The sequence below is a fragment of the Serratia sp. MYb239 genome (genome assembly GCF_002966855.1).
GTDB classification, from domain to species: domain Bacteria; phylum Pseudomonadota; class Gammaproteobacteria; order Enterobacterales; family Enterobacteriaceae; genus Serratia_B; species Serratia_B rhizosphaerae.
This window is the reverse complement of sequence record NZ_CP023268.1, coordinates 631,942-655,615: the sequence shown is the minus strand read 5'-3', so window position 1 is coordinate 655,615 and position 23,674 is coordinate 631,942. Positions and strand designations below refer to the sequence as shown.

Genomic DNA, 23,674 nt, shown 5'->3' with positions numbered 1-23,674 from the left:
TTAAACTCCCAACTTCCATGACAGCGTGCGCAGCAGATCGGCGAATACCCCCGCTGCCGTCACATCATTACCGGCGCCATAGCCGCGCAGCACCAGCGGCAGCGGCTGATAATAGCGGCTGTAGAACGCCAGCGCGTTCTCGCCGTTTTTCACTTTATACAATGGATCGTTGCCATCAACAGCGTCAATACGCACCTGGCAACGCCCCTCTTCAATCACCCCGACATAGCGCAATACTTTACCCTGCTCCGCCGCATCGGCCACCCGACGGCTAAACGCCGCGTCCAGCTCCGGCAGACGCGCCAGGAAGCTGTCGGTATCGCCGCTGGCATCAAACTCCGGCGGCAGCACCGATTGCACCTCGATATCGCTCAGCTCCAGGTTGTACCCCGCTTCACGCGCCAGAATCAACAATTTACGGGCGACATCCATCCCGGACAGATCGTCGCGCGGGTCCGGTTCGGTATAGCCGTTGCTCTTCGCCTGCAGCGTCGCCGCCGACAGCGACATGCCCTCATCCAGCTTGCCGAAGATAAACGACAGTGAACCAGACAAAATACCGGAGAAACGCGTCAGTTCATCGCCGGCGTTCAGCAGGTTCTGCAGGTTTTCAATCACCGGCAGCCCGGCGCCAACGTTGGTGTCATAGAGGAATTTGCGGCGCGAGCCCGCGGCGGCGGCGCGCAGCTGATGATAGAAATTCATCGACGAGGTGTTGGCCTTCTTGTTCGGCGTCACCACGTGGAAGCCGTCGGCCAGGAAGTCGACATACTGATCGGCCACCGCCTGGCTGGAAGTACAGTCGACAATCACCGGGTTCAGCAGGTGATACTCCTTCACCAGACGAATCAGTCGCCCAAGGTTGAAGGTCTCCTGTGCTTCCGCCAGCCCTTCACGCCAGCTGTCCAGCGCAATGCCGTGCACATTGGTCAGCATGGCGCGCGAGTTGGCAATGCCGCACACCCGCAGATCGATATGCTTTTGCTTCAGCCACTGCTGCTGGCGGTGAATCTGCTCGATCAGCGCGCCGCCGACGCCGCCGGTGCCGATAACAAAGACTTCCAGCACCTGGTCGGTGTTGAACAGCATCTGATGACTGACGCGTACGCCGGTGGTGGCATCATCGTTGCTGACCACCACCGAGATGGAGCGTTCGGACGATCCCTGGGCGATAGCGACGATATTGATATTGGCGCGGGCCAGCGCGGAGAAGAAACGCGCCGAAATACCGCGCAGGGTGCGCATGCCGTCGCCAACCACCGAGATAATCGCCAGATTTTCCGTCACATCCAGCGGCTCCAGCAGGCCGTCTTTCAGCTCCAGATAAAACTCGTCGCCCAGCGCGCGGCGCGCACGCAGCAGCTCGCCCTGCGGCACGCAGAAGCTGATGCTGTATTCAGAGGAGGACTGGGTGATCAGCACCACCGAGATACCGGCGCGTGACATCACGGCAAACACCCGCGCCGCCATGCCGACCATGCCTTTCATGCCCGGGCCGGAGACGTTGATCATCGCCATATTATTCAGGTTGGTGATACCTTTCACCGGTGAATCTTCATCCGCGCACTCGGCGCCGATCAGCGTACCGGGCGCCTGCGGGTTGGAGGTATTTTTAATCAGGCAGGGGATCTGGAACTGGGCGATGGGGGTAATGGTGCGGGGGTGGAGAACTTTGGCGCCGAAGTAGGACAGCTCCATTGCCTCCTGATACGACATCGACTTCAGCAGCCTGGCGTCCGGCACGGTGCGCGGATCGCAGGTATATACCCCGTCAACATCGGTCCAGATCTCACAGCAGTCGGCGCGCAGGCAGGCCGCCAGCACCGCGGCGGAGTAGTCGGAACCGTTGCGTCCCAGCACTACCAGCTCGCCCTTGTCATTCCCGGCGGTGAAGCCGGCCATCAGCACGATATGGTCAGCCGGAATGCCCATTGCGGCGATGCGCAGTGTGGATTCGGCGATATCGACGGTGGATTCCAGATAGTGCCCCTGCGCCAGCAGCTTCTCCACCGGATTGATCACGGTCACCGGGAAACCTTTCGCCTGGAATACCGCTTCCATAATGGCTATCGACAGTTTTTCACCGCGGCAGATAATGCCGGCGTTCACGCTGTCCGGGCATTTACCCAGCAGCGCCACGCCGTGCAGCACCTGCTTGAGCTGCGCAAACTCATGCTCGACGCGCGCCTTGAGGCGTTCGTGGGCAAAGCCCGGCAGCGCCTGCGCCAGGCCGTGCAGCAGCTCGGCGAAAATACGCTCCGCGTCGCTCATATTTGGCAGAATGTCTTGCCCGGCCAGCGTTTTTTCAACCATCGCCACCAAGTGGTTGGTGATCTTCGCCGGCGCGGACAATACCGCCGCTACCTGTCCCTGACGGGCATTGCTTTCCATAATATCGGCAACGCGCAGAAAACGTTCCGCATTCGCTACCGAGGTTCCGCCAAATTTCAGCACTCGCATCTCTGTTATCTCCCGAATTTAAGCCAAAAAAAAGCCCGCACTGCTAAGGTGCGGGCTTTTTTCTTCTTGTTTCCTGTACGCGTCAGCCCGCCCCGTTACCTGTGGTATCGGTGGTGGTAATAATTGTGGTGTTCAGGCTGATGTGTCGCATAACGTCTGTCTGTCTCATTTAATCCTCTGTCCCCTCTATTGGTTAAAGCAATCCCTACCCCAAGTCAAATTATTTCTTGTTTTTGCTCATTTTCCGTTCAAGCAGCGAATTGGGGGATGAAACGGACAAAAAGGCAAAACTGCAGCATAAAAAAACAGTCATACGGCAATATTGCAGACGATCGCGCTGAATATACCGGCCATAAGCCGGCCTTCACTTCGTTAATTTTTTTTCAATATCGTGTAACAACGTATGCAGCATCATCGTGTCGCGCCGCGGCAGCGACCCCAGCCGCTGCTGCAGCCAGTCGCGCAGCTTTTGATCGTCCTCAACCTCCAGATGGTGCAACAACCGCTCGGCGCGTTGACGCAACGCCTGCAGCTGGCCTGTATCGGCGGCCGCTTCCGGCGCCGGTGCCGCTACGTTCATCAAAGCGGAGAGCTGATAGCAGTACACCATCACCGCCTGCCCCAGGTTTAACGAAGGGTAATCGGCCTGCATCGGCACGCCCGTCAGCAGATCGGCCAGCGCCAGTTCTTCGTTAGTCAGCCCGGAATCTTCCCGGCCAAACACCAGCGCCGCCTGCGAGGCCCACTGCCGGCGCTCCTCTAACTGACCGAGCAGCTCCTGCGGCGTGCTGTAATAGTGAAAACGCGCGCGGCTGCGCGCGGTGGTGGCCACGGTGAAATCGACATCCGCCAGCGCCTGCTCCAGCGTGGCAAAGTGCTGCGCCGCGTCCAGGATCTCGCCGGCGCCGTGCGCCACCCAGCGTGCCGCCGGCTGTAAGTGCGCATCGCTGTCGACGATGCGCAGCGAGCTAAAGCCCATGGTTTTCATTGCACGCGCTGCGGCGCCGACGTTTTCCGGCCGCGCTGGCGCTACTAAAATGATATGTAACTGCATAGTACTCCACGGCGTTAAACTGCATCACGCGTTTTGTTTTGCTCACCACTAAAATGTTTACAATCCAGTAACAAAAACGCCAACATTTAATTGTGAGATAACAAAACGGACGATTGAGTAAATAAATTTAATGTAATCTATATAAATATAATTTATTTCTTGGCGAACTTAATTATCAAGGCGTTATTGCCGTCTCACTGCCAGTCATTCGGAAATTGTAACCTATTGAGGTTAGCAATGCTGAATCGTTCACAGAATTTCCCCTGCTGAGACTTAAGCTGGCAGTTCTGTAAGTGTTTTTCACAAATCTGTTAACGTGCTACAATTGAATTTGATATATGTCAACAAAGCGTAGTTTTGTTGGGTGATGAATTCGGCATGTACTGTTATATTGCTGTTAATAGGGTTAGGATATGCGCCGTTTTGGCACCCTTGGGGTTAAAGGGAATAGCATCCCCACCAAGCTAGCGATCTTGTTGACATTAAGATGGAAAGTGCATCAAGAACGAGTTTCCGTACTTTAGTCATTTGGCATGAGGGAACGTGGCGATATCTCCGCCCTCCTCTGAGAAAACAAAGGCTTCTGTACTTCCTGTTTTCTATTTTGTTGGCAATTTTAGGTAGCAAATATGCAGACCCCGCAAATTCTGATTGTCGAAGACGAGTTAGTCACTCGTAACACCCTGAAGAGCATCTTCGAGGCGGAAGGCTACATCGTGCATGAAGCCAATGATGGTGCAGAGATGCACAACATCCTGTCCGAAAACGACATTAATCTGGTCATTATGGATATCAACCTGCCGGGTAAAAACGGCCTGCTGCTGGCGCGCGAATTGCGCGAACAGGTCAGCGTCGCGTTGATGTTCCTGACCGGGCGCGATAACGAAGTGGACAAGATCCTTGGCCTCGAAATCGGCGCTGACGACTATATCACCAAGCCGTTCAACCCACGCGAACTGACCATTCGTGCACGTAATCTGCTGTCACGCACCATGAACCTGGGCAGCGTCGGCGAAGAACGCAAGCAGGTTGAAAGCTACAAATTCAACGGCTGGGAGCTGGATATCAACAGCCGCTCGCTGATCGGCCCGAACGGCGAACAGTACAAGCTGCCGCGCAGCGAATTCCGCGCCATGCTGCACTTCTGCGAAAACCCGGGCAAGATCCAGTCGCGCGGCGAACTGCTGAAGAAAATGACCGGCCGCGAGCTGAAGCCGCATGACCGCACCGTCGATGTGACCATCCGCCGCATCCGCAAGCACTTTGAATCGACGCCGGATACGCCGGAAATCATCGCCACCATCCACGGCGAAGGCTACCGCTTCTGCGGCGAGCTGGAAGAGTAATTCTTACCGGACGCAAATGAAAGGGGACAGCAAGCTGTCCCCTTTTTCACATGATTAGCGCGCGGTATTCCAGGGAATAATCGGCACGGCGCTCAGCGCATTCTTCGGTGAACCATCCACCACTTTGTCTGAATAGGTCAGGTAGACCAGCGCGTTGCGTGTAGCGTCGTAAAAGCGCACCACCTGCAGTTTTTTGAACACCAGCGACGTGCGTTTCTGAAACACCACGCTGCCTTTGTTCTTGCCGTTTTTAATCTTCTCGCTCAGCTCAATCGGCCCGACCTGGGAGCAGGAAATCGCCGCGTCTGCGGTATCTTCCGCCAGCCCCAACCCGCCTTTGATACCGCCGGTTTTGGCGCGGCTGATATAACAAGTTACATTTTTAACGTCCGGATCGTCGAACGCTTCGACCACAATCTTATGGTCCGGACCAAACAGTTTAAACACGGTATCCACCGAACCAATCTGCTCAGCCTGTACGCTATTGGCCGTTGCGCCGGCCAGACAGAACAATAATATCCATAATTTTTTCATCTAGTTAACTCCAACAAATCCCGAACGATAAACCAACTATTATTATTAGTTTTATTTATGATTTGGAAGAAAAAAATAAGCCCCTTCCGTCACGCTTCGCCTTTGTAGCACAGAGCGTGAAAAAAATCTTTGAGAGTCTCGGAGGAAAAAAATTGTTATTATGCGGCGGCGTTATTCCTTTGCGCCTGCAAAGACGCCCTCAGCCTCAACGTTTCATGTAATACGCTATTCCAGAGGCCAGGCGCGCAACGCATGCCGAAATAATTCGACTTGTATCAGGCAGCGCCCCGCTCGCCGGCACAGCGCCAAACGAGTGAGAATGCGTGACCAAACGCCGTCATGATGCAGCTTGAAGTAGACCGGGATTAAACGGCAGGGAACTCGCCGTTGATCACCAGCACCCGCGTAATGAATTAACATAGTCGGGTTCCGACCCCAAAGCTCTACGAGGACGATCTATGGATCAAGCCGGTATCATTCGTGATCTGCTTAGCTGGCTGGAAAGCCATTTGGACCAACCTTTGGCGCTGGATAACGTGGCGGCCAAGGCGGGATATTCGAAATGGCATCTGCAACGGATGTTCAAAGATATTACCGGTAACGCCATCGGCGCTTATATCCGGGCAAGGAGACTGTCTAAAGCGGCGGTCGCGCTGCGTTTGACCAGCCGCCCAATACTGGATATCGCCCTGCAATACCGCTTTGACTCGCAACAGACCTTCACCCGAGCATTCAAAAAACAGTTTGCCCAGACGCCTGCGCTGTACCGCCGGGCCGAGGACTGGAACGCGTTCGGCATCTGTCCGCCGATCCGCCTGGGCGCCTTCACCCTGCCGCAGCCGGAGTTTGTCACCCTGCCGGAGCAGCAGATGATCGGCCTGACACAGAGCTACTCCTGCACGCTGGAGCAGATTTCCAACTTCCGTACCGAACTGCGCTCACAGTTCTGGCGTCACTATCTGGGCGAAGCAACCACGCTGCCGCCGGTGTTGTACGGCCTGCACCACTCCCGACCGAGCCAGGAAAAGGACGACGAGCAGGAGGTGCTGTACACCACCGCGCTGGAGCCGCACCACGTGCCCGATACCGTCAGCGAAGGGCAGCCGATCACGCTGCAAGGCGGCGAATACGCGCTGTTCCGCTATGAAGGCCCGGGCGCCGGCCTGCAGGATTTTATCCTGACGCTGTACGGCACCTGCCTGCCATTGCTGGAGCTGACGCGCCGCAGAGGCTACGACATTGAGCGTTTCCACCCGAAAGGCAGCCGCCTGCCGCCACAGCCGCCGACCGAGATCAGCTGCGAATACCTGATCCCGATTCGCCGTTAACGCTGCAGTTCATCCAACGCGGGCATGTCGAGGTGCGATACATCGCCCGCCGTTTCGACGATCCAGCCGGAGGCCAGCCATGGGCTCTGCTGGTGATCGACGCGCGACAGCGAACAGTTGCGCAGCCGTAGACGACGCTCGGCATGTGCCGGCAGCCCCAGAATGGTGCCCATCAGGCAGCCAAGCGCGATACCGTGGCTGACGATCAGCGGCTTACTGCCTTCCGGCAGCATCAGACAGCTCTCCAGCGCCGCGCGCATCCGCTCCGCCAGTTCGCTCATTGATTCGCCTTGAGGGATACGGGCGTCGGGCGTACCATCAACCATCTGTTTGCGCCACTGCTCTTCCTGCGGCGTCAGACCGTCGATAAGACGCTCTTCCAACACGCCCATATGCAGCTCGCGCAGGCGCGGCTCAGCAATCACTTCGCAGCCGCAGGCGTCAGCGATAATCTGTGCGGTGCGGCGTGTCCGGCCCAAATCACTGGTAATCACATGCGTGATGCCTTCGCGGCTGACGCGCCTGGCGACCAGCTGCGCCTGGTGTTCACCCATGGCGGTTAACGGGCTGTCGGACTGACCCTGAATGCGGCGTTCCGCATTCCATTCCGTTTCGCCGTGGCGAACAAGGTATACCTGTAACATTTTTCTTTTCCGTTATACTGCGTGAAACTTGAGTTTATCTTTCAGGGCGGACGCCCGCCCATACGTTGGATAGGCTCTTAGCATAAGGATGCCAGACCCGTTTATGTACCATGTTGTTGCTGCAACTACCAACCCGGCAAAGATCAAGGCTATTCAGCTGGCCTTTGACGAGACCTACGGCGCCGGCCGGTGCCATGTCGAACCCGTCGACGTCGCCAGCGGCGTTTCTCCGCAACCCATCGGCAATGCTGAAACCCGCACCGGCGCGCGCCAACGCGTGACGGAAGCGCGTCAGGCACGGCCGGAAGCCGACTTTTGGGTCGGCGTGGAAGCGGGAATCGAAGACAATATGACCTTCGCCTGGATGACTATCGAAAATCCGCACATCCGCGGCGAATCGCGCTCCGCCAGCCTGATGCTGCCGGAAGCCGTACTGCAGGGAGTTCACGCCGGGCGTGAGCTGGGCAGTGAGATGGCGGCCATTACCGGCAACGCCGATATCAAGCGCCAGGGCGGCGCCATCGCTATCTTCACCAACGGGCGGCTGAGCCGCACCAGCGTTTACCATCAGGCGCTGATACTGGCGCTGGCGCCGTTCCTCAACCCGATTTATCAGCATCATCAGCCACGCTGAACCGTCTGCGGACGGCGCTATGGCGCGCCGTTCAGCAGCTGTTGCTCCAGCCACTGCTTCAGCGCCGGCGGCGCCGCCTTAAGGCTGTTGGAGCCGCGGGTAATGGTCGCAATCCCGGCGCCCAATTCATTCTTCAGCTCGCGCTGGCTCATCTCGCCACGCATCAGCTCCTGGATAATCCGAACGCGCGTGCCAAGGGCCGCTCGCTCGTCCGGCGTCAACAGCAGCTGCATCAGCGGCTGATGCAGATCCCGATCGAAGGAACCCTGCAGCAGCGCGACAAAACGCTGCCAGTCTTCATTGCCTTGTTCTGAAAGAGCAGGATCGTGCAGTGATAATTGCGTCATGGCGGCCACCATACTATTTAACTAGTACAGCAGCATACCATAACGCTCCACAAATCAATAACGCCGCTGCCATTCCGCATCGGTCAGCACTTTTTCCGGTTGATGCATGAAATGACGGTAAAACGCGTCATAAGCCAGCACGTTCTTCACATAACCGCGCGTTTCCGAGAACGGAATGCTCTCGATAAACGCCACCGCATCAATCCGGCCGCCGCTGTTGTTCAGCCAGGTGTTCACCCGCGACGGGCCGGCGTTGTAAGCCGCCGACGACAGAATGCGGTTGCGGTCAAACTGCTGATACACCGACTCCAGATAGCTGGTGCCGATGGTGATATTGGTCTGCGGATCGAACAGCTGGCTGGCGCTGCTGTAACCCGGAATGCCGAACTTCTGCACCGTATGCTGCGCGGTGCGCGGCATCACCTGCATCAGCCCCGCCGCCCCGACCGGCGACTGCGCCTTCGGATTCCAGGCGCTCTCCTGACGGGAAATCGCCATCGCATAGCTCTGCGTGATGCCTTTCCCCTCGGTGGCGCGGCGGTATTCATCCGGCCAGGCAATAGGGAAACGCTCCTCCAGGTGGTTCCACATTTTACCGACGATGGTTGCCTGCACGCTCAGATCGGCCCATTTCTGTTCGAACGCGTAACGCGCCAGCGCTTCCTGTTCCGGCTGGCTGCGGCTGGCCACATAGGCGTTCCACTCGCCGCGCGCCAGGTTGTCCATATTCCAGTACATCAGCTCGCGCACCCGCGCGACTTCCGGCCCGCTCACCAGCGAAGTGCGCGGCTTGGCGGCCACCGCCACCATGATAGGGTAAGTTTCATTCAGCTTCTGCGCGGCCACCATCGGATAGAAGCCACGTTCATTCATCAGTCGGCGCAGCATCTCTTCGCCTTCCTGACGGTTGCCTTCATCCATCAGCATACTGGCGCGCCAGTAGCGCCATTCGTCTTTATTGCGCGACTCTTCCGGCAGGCGCGCCAGCCAGGTTTTCAGCCCGGCGCGGTCGCCGGTGCCGAGCGCCATGCGCACCCGCCGCTCCAGCAGCGACGGCGACTGGCTGCGTAGGATCACGCTATCGCGCCACTGCGCCTGCTCGCTGGTTGCGTCATTGCCCATCAGGCGCCACGCCACCGTTTCTTCCAGCTCAAGACGGTCGCTTTCACTCATTTTTTGCAGGCGCGCCAGCGTCGGGATCATCGCGCGCGCGTTCTCCGCATCCTGACGCGCCAGGCGGGTGAAGGCAATCTGGGTGACCGAGCGGGTAAAATCGGTCGGGCCGACACTGCGCGCAAACCCTTCCACACTGGTCGGATCGTTTTGCAGGCTTACCAGCGCATCGCCCATGGTCTGATAGTCCGCCGGCAGCTGCCGTGACAGGTGCGTCACCAGCCCGCCGTTGCCCTCTTTCAGCGCCAGCTTCATCCGTTCCAGCGTCGCCAGCGGCGTTTGCTCGCCGGACGACTGCCAGACGCTGAACAGTTTATCGCAGGCGTTCGGCAGCGATTTCCCCGACCGCCAAATCTCTTTCACCCCACGCCAGGCGGCCTGTCGCTCGCCGGTCGCCCACTCGGCGTAATAGTAGTTGCAACGCGCGGCAACAGGTTTCGGCGGCTGCGGACTGAAGGCCAGCAGGCCACGCCAGTCTTCACGACGCGCCAGCTCATTAACGAAACGCGACGACAGCGATTTCGCCGGCGGCAGCGTCGGATGCTGGCGAATAAATTCGCCGACCTGCTGATAGCTGAGGCTGCCGAGATCCTGCGTCAGCTGACGGTATTCCAGGTAGGGGTAAAGCGGGTAGTCGCGCAGCGTCGGCATCAGCTGAGCCACCACATCCATTTGCTTATTGTCCCATGCCTGTTTGATCTGCTGATAACGCTCGCGCTGGGCATCCAGCGAATCAGCCAACGCCGCGCCCGAGAAAGCCGTCAGACACACGCCAATTGCCAGAAGCCGCCACTTGTCCACCTTGACCATACTGATTCTTTCCTCGCTGGTTGTCTTGTCTTAAGCCGCTTACCGCGGGCGAATGGCGCTGCGCCGAGCGCTGTTGTCTCATCATAGACAGCATAAAACGCTATCCATTCACCAAAAATTGCCGATGCGCCGCAACCAAAACATTCTCCTACCCTGTCCGTTCACGGCACCGGAAACCACCTGATTATTCTGAATCTCCCCGCTTCCTGCCCACCGTCACGCCCGGTGTACAGCTTTCATATCGGGAAAAAGCACCTGCGCGGCAGGCTGCATTTTTTCTTCTTGCAAAAACAAGTAAGATAATTCTTATAAACTGTCATATAAACCGCACAACGGCGGCTGATTATAATACAATCCGCGCAAATTATAGGTTAGATAATGTCCGCAGGGCTTGACGATTGTTCGCTTTTCGCAATGATTTTTATTAATTTTTTCAGGTAAAGCTGCAGGAACAGGCGAAATGAGCCATGAAGAGATCTGAATACGCCAGCAGCTCAACCAACACCGCCAAGGGTTCCTTCCGGAGCTTATTTTTCTCTCGCCCCTTATTCCTCGGGCTGCTCCTGCTGATGCCGTTTTGCTCGCAGGCCGCAACCGAAAGCAGCGAACTGACGCAGTCGCGTACTCAGGCCGTCACCACCGTGGTGCTGGGTATTATCAGCTATACCCGCTGGTCTACGCCGCCTAACCCTGTTCGCCTGTGCGTTACCGCGCAAACGCGCTATGCCGACGGCCTGTTTAGCCCGCTGCTGCTGGAAGCCCCGCATCCGATTAAAACGCAGCGACTGCCGCTTGATAGCGGCAAACTGTCGCAGCAGTGCGACGTGATCTATCTCGGAGACGTCAGCAATACACAGCGCCGGGCGCTGATCCCGCGCATCGCCGGCCATTCAATCCTCGTCATCAGCGAAAATGATACGGAATGCAGTGCGGGCAGCGCCTTCTGCCTGCAGCCCCGGGGCGAGCAGATCGGTTTTAAAGTCAATCTGGATGCGCTGGCGCGCAGCGGCGTGCGCGTACACCCCAACGTCCTGCAACTGGCGCGTAAGCTGGGGTCGTCATGATCGGGCTGTTTCGCAGAAAGCGCGCCGCTCATTCGCGGCCGACGCTGGGCCAGGTGCTGCAGCGCATGAACCTGAGCTTGGCGCTGATCGCCGTCGGCACCGCCGGCATTTTCCTGACGCTGGTCGCTCTGTTTGCGCTGCGCGCCTATGCCAACCACAACCTGCATCTGATTGCCCGCTCCATCAGCTACACGGTGGAGGCTGCGGTGGTGTTCGACGATCGCAGCGCCGCGCGCGAAGTGCTGATGCTGATCGCCTCCAATGAAGAGGTCTCGGAAGCCAAAATACTGAACAAGGACGGCAAACTGCTGGCCTACTGGCACCACCCCAAAGACGGCCCGCTGCACGGGCTGGAGCAGTTGGTTGCGCGCTGGGTGATGCCGGAGGCCATCGAGCTGCCGATCAATCACGAAGGAAAACAGGTCGGTAAAGTCTGGCTGAGAGGCCACGGCGGCACCCTGCTGCGCTTTTTATTACGCGGACTGGCCGGCATTATCGCCTGCCTGGCGCTCAGCACCCTGTGCGCCCTGATTCTGTCGCGGCGTATGCTACACGGCATCGTACGCTCGCTGAATGATATCGCCAACGTCGCCCACGTGGTGCGCAGCGATCGCAGCTTCGGCCAGCGCGTACCGTCGGCGCCGATAGCCGAGCTGCACACGCTGAGCAAAGATTTTAACGGCCTGCTGGAAGAACTTGAGGCCTGGCAGGCGCATCTTAAGCAGGAAAATGATTCGCTGACCCACCGCGCCACGCACGATAGCCTGACCGGTCTGCCGAACCGCGCCTTTTTTGAAGGCCAGCTCAGCCATGCTCTGAGTCATATTTCCCCCGAAGAAAAACTGGCGGTGCTGTTTATCGACGGAGACCGTTTCAAAGAGGTCAACGACAGCCACGGCCACGCCGCGGGCGACGCGGTGCTGACCACCATCGCCGGCCGCATCCGCTCGCAGCTGCGCGACGGCGACGTGGTGGCGCGTATGGGCGGCGATGAGTTCGCCGTGCTGCTGTCGCCGGTGCGCCGGCAGTCAGACGTCACGCACATCGCCGATAAAATTATCGGCTGTATGGCGCAGCCGGTGGAATTGCCGAACCAGCAACAGGTTATAGCCTCACTCAGTATCGGCATTGCCTTCTACCCCGATCATGCGGCAACGCCTCAGGGATTGCTGCACGAAGCCGATGACGCCATGTACCAGGCGAAGCATCGTTATCACGGAGGTTGGCGGCTGGCGATTCAAAAATAGCCCCCCCAACCGATCAAGAGGAAAACAGGGAATCATTATGATCAAGCAACGCTTCACACGACCTTTTTCACTGCTGGCGATGATGTTTATCGCCGTATTGGCGCTGGCCGGCTGCCAGAGCAAGCAGGGACTCACGGCAGAGCAGATAGCGCTGCTGCAGGCGCAAGGGTTCAAGCTGACCAATAAAGGCTGGGAGTTCGGCATGTCCGATAAAGTGCTGTTCGGTAATAACGTCGGCAAACTCAGCCCGGAAAGCGCAGAAACGGTCAAAAAAATGGGGCAGGCGCTGCTGAGCGTCAACATCGTTAAATTCCGTCTTGACGGTCATACCGACAACTATGGCGAAGACAGCTACAACGATCGGCTGTCGCTGCGCCGCGCCAACACCGTCGCCGATCAGTTGGCCAGCGTCGGCATTCCGCGCGCCGATATCGAGACCCGCGGCATGGGCAAACGCGACCCGGTCGCCGATAACCGCACGTCCAAAGGCCGCGCCGAAAACCGCCGCGTGTCGATCATAGTTACGCCATAACCGCCGTAAAATGCGCCTTTCCTGGCGCATTTGCATGATATACCTAAATAATTCGAGTTGCAGGCAGGCGGCAAGGGAGAGAATCCCGATGAGCTTATTCAAGTAAGTGATTCGGGTGACTGAGCGCCGCCAACGCACCTGCAGCTTGAAGTATGACGGGTATACTTGGCGATCGTCATACGATAGCTGGGATCGAACGCAAAAACGGGCTACACTCCCGCCTCAGACATCCTGATTAATTCCCGCGGCTTTCAAACGGCGGCCATCGGCGCGCACATTGAAAGCCCTCAACGGTAAACCGATATAGCGAGGCTCGAGCAACGTGGCTCAATACGTCTATACCATGCACCGCGTCGGCAAAGTAGTACCGCCGAAGCGTCATATACTGAAAAACATCTCCCTCAGCTTCTTCCCTGGGGCAAAAATCGGCGTACTGGGCCTGAACGGCGCCGGTAAGTCTACCCTGCTGCGCATTATGGCCGGCATCGATAAAGACATCGAAGGCGAAGCGCGCCCGCAGCCAGGCATCAAAATCGGCTATCTGCCGCAGGAGCCGCAGCTTAATCTGCAGCACACCGTGCGCGAGTCGGTGGAAGAGGCGCTGGCGGAAGTGGTCGGCGCGCTGAAGCGCCTGGACGAAGTATACGCGCTGTACGCGGAAGAAGACGCCGACTTCGACAAACTGGCCGCCGAACAGGGCCGGCTGGAAGAGATCATCCAGGCGCATGACGGTCACAACCTCAACGCCCAGCTGGAGCGCGCCGCCGATGCGCTGCGCCTGCCGGAGTGGGACGCCAAGATTGAGCACCTGTCCGGTGGTGAACGCCGCCGCGTGGCGCTGTGCCGTCTGCTGCTGGAAAAGCCGGACATGCTGCTGCTGGACGAACCGACCAACCACCTGGACGCCGAATCCGTCGCCTGGCTGGAGCGCTTCCTGCACGACTTCGAAGGCACCGTAGTGGCGATTACCCACGACCGTTACTTCCTCGACAACGTCGCCGGCTGGATCCTCGAGCTGGACCGTGGCGAAGGCATCCCGTGGGAAGGCAACTACTCTTCCTGGCTGGAGCAGAAAGACGCGCGTCTGGCGCAGGAAGCCTCTGCCGAAGCCGCACGCCGCAAATCGATCGAGAAAGAGCTGGAGTGGGTGCGTCAGGGCGCCAAAGGCCGTCAGTCAAAAGGCAAGGCCCGTCTGGCACGCTTTGAAGAGCTGAACAGCACCGAATACCAGAAACGCAACGAGACCAACGAACTGTTCATTCCGCCTGGCGCGCGACTGGGCGACAAAGTGGTCGAAGTCAGCAATCTGCATAAATCCTACGGCGACCGCGTGCTGATCGACGATCTGTCGTTCTCACTGCCGAAGGGCGCCATCGTCGGCATTATCGGCCCGAACGGCGCCGGTAAATCCACACTGTTCCGCATGCTTTCCGGCGCGGAACAGCCGGACGGCGGCAGCATCACGCTGGGCGACACCGTCAAGCTGGCCTCGGTCGATCAGTTCCGCGACAGCATGGACGACAAGAAAACCGTGTGGGAAGAAGTCTCCGGCGGTCAGGACATCATGCGCATCGGCAACACCGAAATGCCAAGCCGCGCCTACGTCGGCCGCTTTAACTTCAAAGGCGTCGATCAGGGCAAGCGCGTCGGCGAACTGTCCGGCGGCGAACGCGGCCGTCTGCACCTGGCCAAGCTGCTGCAGGTTGGCGGCAACGTGCTGCTGCTCGATGAACCGACCAACGACCTGGATATCGAAACCCTGCGCGCGCTGGAAAACGCCCTGCTGGAGTTCCCGGGCTGTGCGCTGGTTATCTCGCACGACCGTTGGTTCCTCGACCGCATCGCCACCCACATCATCGACTATCAGGATGAGGGTAAGGTGGAGTTCTTCGAAGGCAACTTTACCGAATACGAAGAGTACAAGAAGCGTACGCTGGGCGCCGACGCGCTGGAGCCGCATCGCATCAAGTACAAGAAGATCGCCAAATAAGCGCGCTTCTCTTTGCCAAGGCCCGCGCTCGCGGGCCTTTTTATTGGTGCTGCCGTTCAGCCGTTCGGCCGGACAAACGCCACGCACAGCGTCTGGGCCTCCTCCTGCGGATCGGCCCGGAACGACATCTCCTGCCGCCAGTCGATATGCAGCGACGGCCACTGCACCAGCGCACCGTCAAAATCGTTCTGCGCGCACGTCTCCCCCAGCCGCCCGAACAGCGCCACGCCGTGCCGCGCCAGCTGTGCGGCATCAAGGTGAGCATTATAGATATTCGGCTGGAGATCATTGGACCAGCGGGTAATGACCTGCGGGCGAGAATCGGCATATAGCGTCATCCACTGAGATAAATAGGCGCCGCCGACATAGCGCAGTCCGGTGCCGTAGCGCTGCCGCCAGTGCTGCTCCACCGCGGCGCTGAACGCCTTGATACCCACCATCTTCTGCCCGGCGTTGCGCACATTGCCCAGCATCACCGCCGCGTAGCCCAGGTATACCGCCAGCGCGGCACACAGCAGCCCGATCGTCGCCGCCCGCAGCGAACGCGTCGGCAGCTGACGTACGCAACCGGCCAGCAGCGCCGGCGCCACGATAAAGAACGGCTGCAGCCATTCGGTCAGTCGGCCGCCGACGCGGAAGAAGAACCAGAAGGCGATAATCCCCAGCGGCAAAAGGTACACCCACAGCAGCACCCGCGTCGGCCGAGTGTCCGGACAGCCCAACTCCGCGCCGGCGCGCCGCAGGATCCACCACAGCACCAACAGCGGGTAAAACACCAGCAACAACGAACGCAGAACACCGACGTTAAGCTGCATACGGGTCTGCGAGCCCACCCATCGGAACGCGGCAAAATCATGGTGCCAGAGCCAGAGCACATTCGGCAGCACCAGCGCCAGCCAGATCGCCACCGCCAGATAAAACTGCGGCTGGCGATAGCAGCGGCGAATCTGCGGCACCATCAGCGTCGACAACACAATGAAATAAACAAAGGCGAAGGTGGAGTATTTCGCCATCATCGCCAGACCGGCTGCGACGCCAAAGGCCGGCCACCAGTTGGCGGAGCGGCTAATCGCCAGGTGGAAAAACAGCAGCATCCACGGCCACAGCATCACCAGCAGATAGTTGTCGTTATAGGGGATAATGTCGAAATTGATAATGCCGGACAGGTTGAGCGTCAGCATCGCCAGCCAGGCCAGACGCCTGCTGCCGCTCAGCCGCCGCGCCAGCAGCCACACGCCCAGCATACCGATAGCGATCGCCGCAAAGTGCCCGGCGTACCAGTAAACGTTCAACGGTATGCCCGGCAGCCAGATCGCCGGACGCATGGCCGCGCCCACCAGCCAGGGATTTTTCGGCGAGCCCCATTCGGCATTCAGGCCCCAGTTCAGCGCCTCGACGGCGTCGTAGGGCAGTGTAGGATCGAGCTGAACGCTGAGCAGCGTCCACGCCGCCGCATAGCCCAGTAACCACAGAATAAGTAAACGATACGTCATGGTTTTTACTGTCTTTATCGTGACAAAAAACCTAACGTAATCAGCACAGCGTGAACATTACGTAAACAGCGGCGCATATCGCGGCCCGGCGTTGCGGCGAGCGCACAATCAGCTAATCAGCCCGCCTGCGGCACGTCTTTCACCCGGCCGACGTCCGCCGCCATCAGTTGCTGCACCAGCTCCACACAGCGCAGGAAGCGCTCATCGTAGTCGCTGGACTCGACACGTACATACTCAATGTTATTGGCGTGCAGCATCTCTTCAAGCAGGTTCTGGAACGCCTTGCGCTCGCCGGGGCTGCCCAGGCTGCGCAAACCGTCCGCCACCCACGGCGTGTTGTTCTCCAGCAGGATCACCAGATCGAAGCGATACTCATCGATCAGCGCCTGCACAAAGGGGTGTTCCCGCCCTTCGTACTTTTTGCAGAACGCCTGCGTGGTTACAAAATCGGTATCGATAAACGCCACCTTGTTGGCGTACTTCACCGCAAAATCCACGTACTGCGCCTGGCCCAGGGCAATCTTGTCGTAGTCGGAATATTGCAGCGCCATTTCGTCGCCGCCCAGATGGGAGAACACATAGTCGCGGCCGTACTCCCAGGCGCTGGTGGTATTGAAGATATTGGCCAGCTTGTTGACCAGCGTCGACTTGCCGCTGGACTCGCCGCCCAGTATCGCCACGGTGCGCACAAAGAACGGCTTCACTTCGGTGGGAATATATTCCCAGTAGCGGAACGGGTCCTGGCGGATCTGCCGGCCGCTGATCTTCATAAACGAACGTTCAGGATCGATCAGGATGGTTTCCGTCGCCAGATATTCGCGGTAGCGCGGCGCATCCTGCGTTTCACTGGAATAAATCACGCTCGGCATAATGCCCTGCTGTTCCATAAACTGCTTCATGCCGTTGCTCCACACGCCCCAGCCGTGCGGATACGGCTCGATGCCCTGTTCGTCGAACGCATGGATATGGATATTCTTCTGGTATTTGAAGGTTTGCAGCAGCCAGCGCAGGCGGTCGCTGACCGTCGGCTGCTGCGACATCGAACTGTTATCGAACAGCTCGCGATCGCGCGGTTCGTCGTAACACAAAATCACATGCAGCTCATCCACCTGGCTGCAGGCGCGCTGGATCAGATAAATATGGCCGGTGTGCAACGGGTAAAATTTACCAAACACCACGCCGACCTTTTTCTCCCGACGCGGAAATTCCAGACCAAGAAAGCGGTGCAGCGCCTCCAGTTTCTGCGCGCTGGGACTCTTGATTTTGTCATTAAGCAGCTGGCTGAGATAGCCTTTGGTCATGCCGCTGGCGTCCGCCACCTGTTGCAGGGTGCACCCCTGCTGCTTAATCGCCACCTTCAGATAATCAAATTGCCGCATCACGCCTCCTGTTCAATATGCTAAACACGTTAGCACAGATTCCTTCCGCTGACGGCCATTAAAACTCATCCAGCACCGCCAGCGCATCCGCCAGCTTTTTCACGCCGAACACCTGCATATTGGCCGGCATTTTTTTCGGCACGTTGGCGTGCGGCACGATGGCGCGTTTAAAACCGTGTTTGGCCGCCTCCGAAATGCGCTCCTGGCCGCTCGGCACCGGGCGGATCTCGCCGGCGAGCCCCACTTCGCCGAACACCACCAAATCCTGCGGCAGCGGGCGGTCACGCAGGCTGGAGACCAGCGACAGCAGCAGCGCCAGATCGGCGCTGGTTTCCGCCACCTTCACACCGCCGACTACGTTGACGAACACGTCCTGATCCGCCATCTGCAACCCGCCGTGACGGTGCAGCACCGCCAGCAGAATCGCCAGACGGTTCTGCTCCAGCCCCACCGCCACGCGACGCGGGTTGGACATCATCGAGTGATCCACCAGCGCCTGAATCTCCACCAGCAGCGGCCGCGTACCTTCCCACACCACCATCACCGAGCTGCCGGAGGTCACCTCACCGCGGCTGAGGAAAATCGCCGACGGGTTGCTGACCTCGCGCAGGCCCTGCTCGGTCATGGCGAATACGCCCAGTTCATTGACCGCGCCGAAGCGGTTCTTGTGGCTACGCAGGGTGCGGAAGCGGGAATCGGCGTCGCCGTCGAGCAGAATCGAGCAGTCGATGCAGTGCTCCAGCACCTTCGGCCCGGCCAGCGAGCCGTCTTTGGTGACGTGGCCGACCATCACGATCGCCACGCCGCGGGTTTTGGCAAAGCGCGTCAGGTAAGCGGCGGTTTCACGCACCTGCGCTACGCTGCCCGGCGAGGACTGGATATCCGCCATATGCATCACCTGAATCGAGTCGATCACCATCAGTTTCGGCTGTTCCTGCTCAGCGATCAGGCAGATTTGCTCAATGCTGGTTTCCGACAGCATATTCAGGTTGCCGGTCGGCAGCCCCAGGCGGTGCGCGCGCATCGCCACCTGCTGCAGCGACTCTTCGCCGGTGACGTACAGCGTTTTCATCTGCTCCGACAGCTTGCACAGCGTTTGCAGCAGCAGGGTACTCTTGCCGGCGCCGGGGCTGCCGCCGATAAGGATCGCGCTGCCCGGCACCACGCCGCCGCCGAGCACGCGGTCAAACTCCAGAAAGCCGGTAGAAAAACGCGGCAGCTCTTCCAGGCTGATCTCCGACAGCCGCTGCACCTTGCTGACGCCGTTCTCGCCGGCATAGCCGCTGAAACGCTCGTTGCGCGCCGCCGCAGGCGAGGCGGCCAGACGGACCTCGGTAATGGTATTCCAGGCCTGGCACGCGCTGCACTGCCCCTGCCAGCGCGGATAATCCGCCCCGCACTCATTACATACAAACGCCCGTTTCGCTGCTTTTGCCACGTGTTACCTCTTGGAGAATACTGATTTGCTGATGATTCGGCCCGCGCCGGCGGGCAACGATTAGCGCACTTCGTGTTTCAGGCTGCCGCTCAGCACGCATAATACGCCGATCAGATCGGCATGACGAATCGCCACCTGAGCCTTGTCATACACCGTCGGCTTGGCGTGATAGGCAATGCCCAGCCCCGCCGCCTGCATCATTTTCACATCGTTGGCGCCGTCGCCGATCGCCACGGTCTGCTGCGGCTCAATGCCCAACTTTTCTGCCAGCTGCGTCAGCGTATCGGCCTTGTACTGAGCATCGACAATCGGTCCCACCACTTCGCCGGTCAGCTTACCGTCGCGGATTTCCAGCTCATTGGCGGCCACCGCCACCAGCTTCAGCGTATCGCGCAGGTGCTCGGCATAATAGGTGAAGCCGCCGGACGCGATGGCAACGTGCCAGTCCAGCGCCTGCAGCTTCCGCACCAGATTGACCAGCCCCGGCATCAGCGGCAGGTTATCGCGCACCTGTTTGAGGATATTGGCGTCGGCGCCCTTCAGCGTACCGACCCGCTGCCGCAGGCTGGCGGAAAAATCCAGCTCGCCGCGCATCGCCCGCTCGGTCACTTCGGACACCTGCTCGCCCACGCCCGCCAGCTTGGCGATTTCATCAATGCACTCAATCTCAATCGCGGTGGAGTCCATATCCATCACCAGCAGGCCCGGCGTACGCAGATGCGGGATCTTGCCGAGCGGCGCCACGTCCAGCCCGCTCTCCGCCGCCAGCGTTTTGGCGCGCGCCGTCAGCGAACCGGCCAGACGCACCACCTGGTAATCCTCCACGCGCCAGGCGGTGACGATCACCATCGCCGCGCCGAGCCGACGCTGGAACTGCGTGATACGCTCTTTATCCAGTTTTCTGCCGTAGAGTAGCCAACCGGTGTGGCCCGCCCAATAATCCAGCGGCATCACTTCGTCACCGCTCAGTGAAAGGGGAAGACCCGGCCATTGGGAGATCTCGGCCGGGAGGTCACAATAGGTCAGACTATTCGACATCATTAACTCCTGAAGGGGCAGCTATAAGGTATACCCGCCTGATTCTACGTTGCGGCAGCGTGAAACCAAAGCGGCAACGGCGGGCAAAGACAGGCAACACACGTGATATACCCTAAATAGTTCGCGTTGCAGGAAGGCGGCAAGGGAAGGAATCCCGCTGGGCTTACCCAGGTAAGTGATTCGGGTGGCTGCGCGTAGCCAACACGCCTGCAACGTGAAATATGACGGGTACAAAACAACCCTTCAAGCTATCCTATCGGGCCGGCTTCTGGCAACATAAACTCTCTCTGAGATTAAGGAAGCCGTATGGCTACAGCCAAACTGAAATTTCGTCTGCACCGCACCGCCATCATTCTGATTTGCCTGGCGTTATTGGTGCTGTTGATGCAGGGCGCCTCCTATTTTAGCCTGAGCCATCAGCTGGCGCGCTCCGAGCAGGTGGAGGATCTGGCGCAAACCCTGACGAAACAGGTCGCCTTCAGCCTGGCGCCGCTGCTTGACGACGACAGCGATATTGATAATCAGCGCATCGACGCCATCCTCACACAGATGACCGACCACAGCCGTATTCTGGACGCCAGCGTCTACCAACTGGACGGTACGCTGATCGCCCACGCCGGGGAAACCATCAGCGTACGCGACCGCCTGTCCCTCGACGGCAAACGCGCCGGCGGCTACTTCAACAATCAGCTGGTTGAAGCCATTAAAGGTAAAGACGGCCCGTGCGGCTTTATCCGCATCACCCTGGACACCCACGTGCTGGCGACCGAGGCCAAACAGGTGGATAACACCACCAACCTGCTGCGGCTGATGATGCTGCTGTCGCTGGCTATCGGCATTATTCTGGCGCGCTGCCTGCTGCAGGGCCGCCGCAGCCGCTGGCAGCAGTCGCCCTATCTGCTGACCGCCAACACGCCGCTGGCGGAAAACGACGACGAAAAACAGGAAAGCGCCGCGCCGGCATCCGGCGACGACGAGACGCGCAAGCCATAGCGTCTGCCGCGCATAAAAAACGCCGGCCAGGTTCGCACCCGCCAGCGTGATTGTCACCACGGCGGCAATAACGCCGCCGACGGGCCGCCTTACTCTTTGTCGCCCAGCAGCACAGATTCCAGCGCGATAACGATCATTTCGTTAAAGGTGGTCTGGCGCTCTGCGGAAGTAGTCTGCTCATGACGCAGAATATGGTCGGATACGGTGCAGATGGTCAGCGCTTTACAGCCGTACTCTTCCTGCAGTTCCGCCACCACGCCGTAAATGCCGGCCGCTTCCATTTCCACACCCAGAATGCCGTACTTTTTCATCACCTGGAACATGTCCGGATCCGGCGTATAGAACAGATCGGCGGAGAAGATGTTGCCGACGCGCGCCGGGATGTTCTGAGCAGCGGCAGCGTCAACCGCGTTGCGCACCATGTCGAAATCCGCGATCGCCGCGTAGTCGTGATCTTTAAAACGCAGACGGTTCACTTTGGAGTCGGTGCAGGCGCCCATACCGATCACCACGTCGCGCAGTTTAATATCGTCGCGCACCGCGCCGCAGGAACCCACGCGGATCAGTTTCTTCACGCCGAACTCCGCAATCAGTTCACGCGCGTAGATGGAGCAGGACGGGATGCCCATGCCATGACCCATAACGGAAATTTTGCGGCCTTTGTAAGTGCCGGTGAAGCCCAACATGCCGCGCACGTTGTTCACTTCCACCGCATCTTCCAGGAAGGTTTCCGCGATATATTTCGCGCGTAACGGGTCGCCCGGCATCAGAACGACGTCTGCGAAATCACCCATTTCGGCGTTAATGTGCGGAGTTGCCATAATTATTTTCCTTATACTATCGTCATGAATAAAAATGCGCCGGGGTATTCCCCCGGCGCCAACTGCGTATTAGAACATAGTCTTGCCATATTCCATTGGCGACAGACCAAAATAATTCGCGACGGTCTGGCCAATATCGGCAAAGGTTTCGCGGTGGCCCAACGAGCCCGGTTTCACATTCGGGCCGTAGACCAGCACCGGAATGTGCTCGCGCGTATGGTCGGTGCCGCCCCAGGTCGGGTCGCAGCCGTGGTCGGCGGTGAAGATGATCATATCGTCGTCTTTCACCAGCTTCAGCAGCTCCGGCAGACGGCGGTCAAACAGCTCCAGCGCGGCGGCGTAGCCCGCCACGTCGCGGCGGTGGCCGTAAGAGGAGTCGAAATCGACAAAGTTGGTGAACACGATGGTATTGTCGCCGGCCTGCGCCATCTCTTTGACGGTGGCGTCAAACAGCGCGTCAATCCCGGTCGCCTTAACCTTTTTGGTAATGCCGACGTTGGCGTAGATATCGGCAATCTTGCCGATGGACACCACGTCGCCGCCCTTCTCATCCACCAGTTTTTTCAGTACCGTCGGCGCCGGCGGCTCGACCGCCAGATCGTGGCGGTTGCCGGTGCGCTGGAAGTTGCCCGGCTTATCGCCGACGAACGGACGGGCGATCACGCGGCCGATGTTGTAGCCGCCTTCGGTCAGTTCTTCGCGGGCGATTTCGCACAGCTCATACAGACGCTCCAGGCCGAAGGTTTCTTCATGACAGGCAATCTGGAACACCGAGTCCGCCGAGGTGTAGAAAATCGGCTTGCCGGTCTTCATGTGTTCTTCGCCGAGCTGATCGAGGATCACCGTACCGGAGGAGTGGCAGTTGCCGAGGTAGCCCGGCAGCTTGGCGCGCTCCACCAGCTTGTCCAGCAGTGCTTGCGGGAAGCTGTTGTGTTCGTCTTTAAAGTAGCCCCAGTCGAACAGTACCGGCACCCCGGCGATCTCCCAGTGGCCCGATGGCGTGTCCTTACCGGAAGAAAGTTCGCTGGCATAGCCGTAAGCGCCAATGATGTCGGCATTTTCGTCCAGCCCCGGCGGGAAGGTGCCGGTGGACTCCTGCGCCGCTTTGCCCAGACCAAGGCGGCTGAGGTTCGGCAGGGTCAACGGGCCGCTACGGCCGGTGTCTGCTTCGCCACGCGCGCACATTTCGGCAATGTGGCCCAGGGTATCCGAGCCTTTGTCGCCAAAACGTTCAGCGTCGGCGCTGGCGCCGATGCCGAATGAGTCCAGAACCATGATAAATGTACGTTTCATTGTCTTCTCCCGCGTGATTCCACGCTCTGACGGCGCAATGCGCGCCGCCTCGATTA

At 59.0% G+C, this 23,674-nt stretch carries 21 protein-coding genes and 1 other annotated feature; of the genes, 8 read left to right on the top strand and 13 right to left on the bottom strand.

Translation table 11 applies throughout. The annotated features are described in order from the left end of the window. From thrA to CLM71_RS03095, 3 genes are all read right to left on the bottom strand, one after another. Positions 1-2,460, bottom strand: coding sequence for a bifunctional aspartate kinase/homoserine dehydrogenase I (thrA, locus tag CLM71_RS03105; protein ID WP_105229703.1), 2,460 nt, complete (start codon positions 2,458-2,460; stop codon positions 1-3). 24 nt (positions 2,461-2,484) lie between these two features. Then, positions 2,485-2,604: a sequence feature (Thr leader region), on the bottom strand. Next, entirely contained in the window at positions 2,543-2,611 is a 69-nt protein-coding gene (gene thrL / locus CLM71_RS03100; RefSeq protein ID WP_101815025.1) for a thr operon leader peptide, read from the bottom strand. Its footprint overlaps the feature before it by 62 nt. 213 nt (positions 2,612-2,824) lie before the next feature. Further along, positions 2,825-3,514 carry a tRNA/rRNA methyltransferase gene (locus CLM71_RS03095; protein WP_105229702.1) on the bottom strand — a complete coding sequence of 230 codons (690 nt, stop codon included), beginning with the start codon at positions 3,512-3,514 and terminating at the stop codon, positions 2,825-2,827. Positions 3,515-4,143: 629 nt separating this feature from the next. Here CLM71_RS03095 and arcA point away from each other — a divergent pair. Then, positions 4,144-4,860 carry a two-component system response regulator ArcA gene (gene arcA / locus CLM71_RS03090; protein WP_105229701.1) on the top strand — a complete coding sequence of 239 codons (717 nt, stop codon included), beginning with the start codon at positions 4,144-4,146 and terminating at the stop codon, positions 4,858-4,860. 54 nt (positions 4,861-4,914) lie between these two features. On the opposite strand, the gene creA is transcribed toward arcA, so the two are convergent. Further along, positions 4,915-5,394, bottom strand: coding sequence for a protein CreA (gene creA, locus CLM71_RS03085; RefSeq protein WP_105229700.1), 480 nt, complete (start codon positions 5,392-5,394; stop codon positions 4,915-4,917). A 458-nt stretch (positions 5,395-5,852) separates the two neighbouring features. Here creA and robA point away from each other — a divergent pair, with 458 nt between their 5' ends. Beyond that, on the top strand, positions 5,853-6,722 hold the full coding sequence (gene robA / locus CLM71_RS03080) for an MDR efflux pump AcrAB transcriptional activator RobA (protein WP_105229699.1): 870 nt from the start codon (positions 5,853-5,855) through the stop codon (positions 6,720-6,722). Here the strand turns inward: robA and gpmB are convergent. Continuing rightward, entirely contained in the window at positions 6,719-7,366 is a 648-nt protein-coding gene (gene gpmB, locus CLM71_RS03075) for a 2,3-diphosphoglycerate-dependent phosphoglycerate mutase GpmB (RefSeq protein ID WP_105229698.1), read from the bottom strand. The genes robA and gpmB overlap by 4 nt on opposite strands. A 103-nt stretch (positions 7,367-7,469) precedes the next feature. Between gpmB and yjjX the strand changes: the two genes are divergently transcribed. Next, positions 7,470-8,000: an inosine/xanthosine triphosphatase gene (yjjX, locus tag CLM71_RS03070; RefSeq protein WP_105229697.1), complete on the top strand. Its 531-nt coding sequence runs from the start codon at positions 7,470-7,472 to the stop codon at positions 7,998-8,000. Between the two features lie 17 nt (positions 8,001-8,017). On the opposite strand, the gene trpR is transcribed toward yjjX, so the two are convergent. Together trpR and sltY are read right to left on the bottom strand one after the other, a co-directional pair. Beyond that, entirely contained in the window at positions 8,018-8,347 is a 330-nt protein-coding gene (trpR, locus tag CLM71_RS03065) for a trp operon repressor (RefSeq protein WP_105233207.1), read from the bottom strand. Positions 8,348-8,401: 54 nt separating this feature from the next. Next, on the bottom strand, positions 8,402-10,321 hold the full coding sequence (sltY, locus tag CLM71_RS03060; RefSeq protein ID WP_105233206.1) for a murein transglycosylase: 1,920 nt from the start codon (positions 10,319-10,321) through the stop codon (positions 8,402-8,404). Between the two features lie 476 nt (positions 10,322-10,797). On the opposite strand from sltY, the gene CLM71_RS03055 reads away from it, so the two are divergent. The 4 genes from CLM71_RS03055 (at position 10,798) to ettA (ending at position 15,163) form a co-directional block, all read left to right on the top strand. Next, a complete protein-coding gene (locus CLM71_RS03055; RefSeq protein ID WP_105229696.1) occupies positions 10,798-11,394 on the top strand; it encodes a YfiR family protein in 597 nt (198 codons plus the stop codon). After that, entirely contained in the window at positions 11,391-12,641 is a 1,251-nt protein-coding gene (locus CLM71_RS03050; RefSeq protein WP_105229695.1) for a diguanylate cyclase domain-containing protein, read from the top strand. The genes CLM71_RS03055 and CLM71_RS03050 overlap by 4 nt, the downstream gene beginning before the upstream one ends. A gap of 37 nt (positions 12,642-12,678) precedes the next feature. Further along, complete coding sequence (locus tag CLM71_RS03045; RefSeq protein WP_105229694.1) at positions 12,679-13,173, top strand: OmpA family protein; 495 nt, start codon at positions 12,679-12,681, stop codon at positions 13,171-13,173. Between the two features lie 322 nt (positions 13,174-13,495). After that, positions 13,496-15,163: an energy-dependent translational throttle protein EttA gene (gene ettA, locus CLM71_RS03040; RefSeq protein ID WP_105229693.1), complete on the top strand. Its 1,668-nt coding sequence runs from the start codon at positions 13,496-13,498 to the stop codon at positions 15,161-15,163. A gap of 56 nt (positions 15,164-15,219) precedes the next feature. Here the strand turns inward: ettA and CLM71_RS03035 are convergent, their stop codons facing one another. The 4 genes from CLM71_RS03035 to serB all read right to left on the bottom strand — a co-directional run bounded on the left by CLM71_RS03035 (position 15,220) and on the right by serB (position 20,511). After that, positions 15,220-16,656, bottom strand: a complete 1,437-nt coding sequence (locus CLM71_RS03035; protein ID WP_105229692.1) for a glycosyltransferase family 39 protein — start codon at positions 16,654-16,656, stop codon at positions 15,220-15,222. 116 nt (positions 16,657-16,772) lie between these two features. Further along, positions 16,773-18,035, bottom strand: coding sequence for a multifunctional transcriptional regulator/nicotinamide-nucleotide adenylyltransferase/ribosylnicotinamide kinase NadR (nadR, locus tag CLM71_RS03030; RefSeq protein WP_105229691.1), 1,263 nt, complete (start codon positions 18,033-18,035; stop codon positions 16,773-16,775). Positions 18,036-18,093: 58 nt separating this feature from the next. Further along, entirely contained in the window at positions 18,094-19,473 is a 1,380-nt protein-coding gene (radA, locus tag CLM71_RS03025) for a DNA repair protein RadA (protein ID WP_105229690.1), read from the bottom strand. 60 nt (positions 19,474-19,533) lie between these two features. After that, positions 19,534-20,511, bottom strand: coding sequence for a phosphoserine phosphatase (gene serB / locus CLM71_RS03020; RefSeq protein WP_105229689.1), 978 nt, complete (start codon positions 20,509-20,511; stop codon positions 19,534-19,536). Between the two features lie 306 nt (positions 20,512-20,817). Between serB and CLM71_RS03015 the strand changes: the two genes are divergently transcribed. Further along, a complete protein-coding gene (locus tag CLM71_RS03015; protein ID WP_105229688.1) occupies positions 20,818-21,504 on the top strand; it encodes a YtjB family periplasmic protein in 687 nt (228 codons plus the stop codon). 89 nt (positions 21,505-21,593) lie between these two features. Here CLM71_RS03015 and deoD read toward each other — a convergent pair whose 3' ends face one another. Both deoD and deoB read right to left on the bottom strand, forming a co-directional pair. After that, positions 21,594-22,325: a purine-nucleoside phosphorylase gene (gene deoD, locus CLM71_RS03010; RefSeq protein WP_105229687.1), complete on the bottom strand. Its 732-nt coding sequence runs from the start codon at positions 22,323-22,325 to the stop codon at positions 21,594-21,596. A gap of 69 nt (positions 22,326-22,394) precedes the next feature. After that, the gene (gene deoB / locus CLM71_RS03005) at positions 22,395-23,618 is read right to left on the bottom strand and encodes a phosphopentomutase (RefSeq protein WP_105229686.1); all 1,224 of its coding nucleotides are present in this window, start codon (positions 23,616-23,618) and stop codon (positions 22,395-22,397) included. Positions 23,619-23,674 lie beyond the last annotated feature (56 nt).